A 3,525-nucleotide genomic window follows, 5' to 3' on the forward strand; every position below is an offset into this window, starting at 1 on the left:
TCGGCGCGGCCGCGCTGTGCGGTGGCGGTGGCCAGGGCGACGCCCTGCTGCTGCGGGTGCCGTCCGCGTAAGTGGCCGATTCCCTCGACCTCGACGACCTGGTCGGCCGCGCACGGGTCGGGCAGCCCCGAGCCGTCGCGCGGCTCCTGTCGCTCGTCGAGGACGCCCACCCCCGGGTCGCCGAGATCGCGCGGGCACTGACCCCGCACACCGGGCGGGCCCGGGTCATCGGGCTCACCGGGCCGCCCGGCGTCGGCAAGTCGACCTCGACTTCGGCGCTGCTCACCGCGTTGCGCGCGGAGGGCAAGCGGGTCGGGGTGCTCGCGATCGACCCGTCTTCGCCGTTTTCGGGCGGCGCGCTCCTCGGCGACCGGATCCGGATGACCGAGCACGCCACCGACCCGGGCGTGTTCATCCGCTCGATGGCCACGCGCGGCCACCTCGGCGGGCTCTCGTGGGCGACCCCGCAGGCGGTGCGCGTGCTCGACGCCGCGGGCTTCGACGTGGTGCTGATCGAGACCGTCGGGGTCGGGCAGTCCGAAGTGGACGTCGTGAAGCTGGCCGACACCACCGTGGTGCTGCTCGCGCCGGGGATGGGCGACGGCATCCAGGCCGCGAAGGCCGGGGTGCTCGAGATCGCCGACGTGTTCGTCGTGAACAAGGCGGACCGCGAGGGCGCCGACGCCACGGTGCACGACCTGAAGCAGATGATTTCGCTGGCCCGCCGGGAAATCCGGGGTGCGAGCTGGCGGCAGCCGATCGTGCGGACGGTCGCGGCGAAGGGCGAGGGCGTCGACGAGGTGGTGCGGGCGCTGGCTTCGCACCACGAGTGGCTCGTCGCGCACGACGAGCTGACCCGGCGCCGGGCGGCCCGCGCACGCGACGAGGTCGAGGCCATCGCGGTGCGGCGGTTGCGGGCGGAGCTGGCCGATCTGCGGGGCGGCGGGAGGCTGGGTGAGGTTGCCGAGCGGGTGGTGGCGCGGGAGCTTGACCCGTTCGCGGCCGCCGAGGAGCTGATCGCGGATCTGCGGGGTTGATGCGCTGCCGCGTGGGGAGTGCTGATCGCGGATTGGCGGCGCGGTCCAAACCGCTCGTGTGAAGCGGGCGAGCAGAAACCGTGCCACCGCAACGGTTCTTCGATGGAACTCCATGACTTCCCCTCCTCCGGCGCGACCGGTTCGCCGCGTGATCACCATCGTGCGCCGGGGGTCCGACAATTTCCCGGGGGTCCGTCGCCGGGTTCACCCGATGGGCTGACACGGGCGACTTTCGCCGGTTATTCCTGTCGGTGCCGGGCCCTAGACTGCGGGACGCTCCGGAATCGGGCGATCACTGGGAGGGCGTGCAGGATGAAGAAGAGACTCGTCACCGCGCTGGCGGTGGGTGCGTTGTTCGCGGCGGGCAACGGCGTCGCCGCCGCGGCCGATGCGCCGCCGCCGAAGACGACGCACGGGCCGTGCCAGTACACCGAGACGCCGGACGAGCCGGCTGCGCTGCCGGTGCCGTTGCCGGCCGATCCGCGGTGGACGCCGAGTCACGGCAAGGTGGGTGTCGCGATTCCGACGAGCCAGGGCGCGCTGCCGCTGACGCTCGACCGCGCGAAGGCGCCGTGCACCGTGCAGAGCTTCCTGCACCTGGCGCGGCACCGGTTCTACGACCACACCGTCTGCCACCGGCTCACCGCTTACCCGACGCTCAGGGTGCTGCAGTGCGGCGACCCGACGGCGACCGGGGAAGGCGGGCCGGGCTACAAGTACAAGGACGAGCTGCCGGTGGACCTGCCGCCGGCGCCGACGGACCCGACCGGGGCGCGGCGGGTCTACGCGCGCGGGTTGCTGGCGATGGCCAACGCGGGGCCGGACACCAACGGGTCGCAGTTCTTCGTCGTGTACGGCGATTCCGCGCTGCGGCCGAACTACACCGTCTTCGGGACGGTCGGGGCCGAAGGGCTGCAGACCCTGGACCGGGTGGCGGCCGGCGGGATCCAGCCGACGGCCGAGGATCCCGCGCCGGTCGACGGGACGCCGGTGCTGCGGACGGAACTGCTGCGGGTCCGGCCGGACTGCTGGTTCTGACCGGGGCCGCGGGCCGGCCGGATCGGGTGGCCCGCGGGTTGCGGCCTGACACGGGAGAGGAGTGGCGTACAGGCAGATGCCCCTGACAGCGCGGCTGAGGCTGGTTGGACGGCGGGCGACACCGCGCGAGTGGCGCGGGGATGGGCAGGCCGATCGAGCGGGCTGAGCCACATGAGCGGCGTGGCCAAGCCGCTTGAGCGGCGAGTGGCGCGGGGGCGGGCGTGAGCGGCGGTGGTCAGGCCGATCGAGCGGCGAGGGCTGAGCCATATGAGCGGCGTGGCCAAGCCGCTTGAGCGGCGCGGGGATGGGCGTGAGCGGCGGTGGTCAGGCCGATCGAGCGGCGAGGGCCAAGCCGCTTGCGGGGCAACGGAACCGCGCGGGTTCAGCTCGTGATCTCGTGCAGCGCCTCGATCAACGTCTGCGTCGCTCCGGCGAAAGCGTGCTTCGCCGGGGCCGCGTAGCCGACGATCAAGCCGCCGGGGCCGTTCGCGTCCATCCAATAACCGCGCAGGCCTTCGATGCCGATCGCGCGGCGGCGGCAGGCTGCCAGGGCCTGGGTTTCCGTCGGGCCGTCCGCCGGCAGCATCAGCAGGAGGTGCAGGCCCGCCGCAATGCCCTGGGGGCGGACCGAGTCCGGCAGCGCGGCCAGCAGGCGGGTGCGGCGGGAACGGTACTCCGCGCGGCTGCGGCGGACGTGCTGGTCGTACGCGCCCGAGTCGATCAGCTCCGCCAGGGCCAGCTGGTTCAGCAGCGCCGGGCGGGAACCGCTGTCGGCCATGGCCGCGCGGACCGGTTCCACCAATGACCTCGGCAGCACCAGCCAGGCCAGGCGCAGGGCCGGGGCGAGGGTCTTGCTCGCCGTACCCGCGTACACCACGCGCTCCGGGGCCAGGGCCTGCAGCGCGCCGACCTGCTGGTGGTCGAACCTGAACTCGCCGTCGTAGTCGTCCTCCAGCACCCACGCGCCGGAGCGGGTCAGTGCGGCTCGGCGGTGCGGGGCGAGGGTGACGCCGGTGGGGTACTGGTGCGCCGCCGTCACGACGACCGCCGGACTGTCCAATGCGGACACTTCGAGGCCGTGCTCGTCGACCGGGACGCCGACCACGCGCGGGCCCTGCGCCGCCGCGATCGCGCGGTACATGCCCAGTGACGGGTTCTCGAACGCCACTTCGCCGATGCCCGAATCGAACAGCACCCGGGACAGCACCGCGATGGCGTGGGAATACCCGTGGCACACGACGATCCGCGCCGGGTCGGCGACCACGCCGCGGGCGCGGGCGAGGTAGCTCGCGAGGGTGTCCCGCAGCTCGGGCGCGCCCAGCTCCGACTCGTAGCCGAACGCCGACGCCGGGGTGCGCAGCAGGGCGCGGCGGGTCGCGGTGATCCAGGCCTGGCGGGGGAACGCCGTCAGGTCCGGGCGGCCCGGCCGCAGGTCCCAGCGGGGCGCGGG

3 protein-coding genes are annotated in these 3,525 nt (G+C 73.8%); 2 read left to right on the forward strand and 1 reads right to left on the reverse strand.

Annotation, left to right across the window (positions count from 1 at the left end; genetic code table 11):
- Positions 1-71 precede the first annotated feature (71 nt).
- Positions 72-1,037, forward strand: coding sequence for a methylmalonyl Co-A mutase-associated GTPase MeaB (gene meaB / locus G3I65_RS01120; RefSeq protein ID WP_160693900.1), 966 nt, complete (start codon positions 72-74; stop codon positions 1,035-1,037).
- 312 nt (positions 1,038-1,349) lie between these two features.
- On the forward strand, positions 1,350-2,075 hold the full coding sequence (locus tag G3I65_RS01125; RefSeq protein ID WP_160693902.1) for a peptidylprolyl isomerase: 726 nt from the start codon (positions 1,350-1,352) through the stop codon (positions 2,073-2,075).
- Positions 2,076-2,457: 382 nt separating this feature from the next.
- Here G3I65_RS01125 and G3I65_RS01130 read toward each other — a convergent pair.
- On the reverse strand, positions 2,458-3,525 hold a 1,068-nt coding region (locus G3I65_RS01130; protein WP_160693904.1), incomplete at its 5' end, for a PLP-dependent aminotransferase family protein.

It is taken from the genome of Amycolatopsis sp. SID8362, from assembly GCF_010550475.1.
In the GTDB taxonomy this organism is placed as follows: Bacteria; Actinomycetota; Actinomycetes; order Mycobacteriales; family Pseudonocardiaceae; genus Amycolatopsis; species Amycolatopsis eburnea.

Coding starts and splice junctions, on each gene's coding strand:
- G3I65_RS01125 (WP_160693902.1), top strand. CDS start 1,350: ATGAAGAAGAGACTCGTCACCGCGCTGGCGGTGGGTGCGTTGTTCGCG.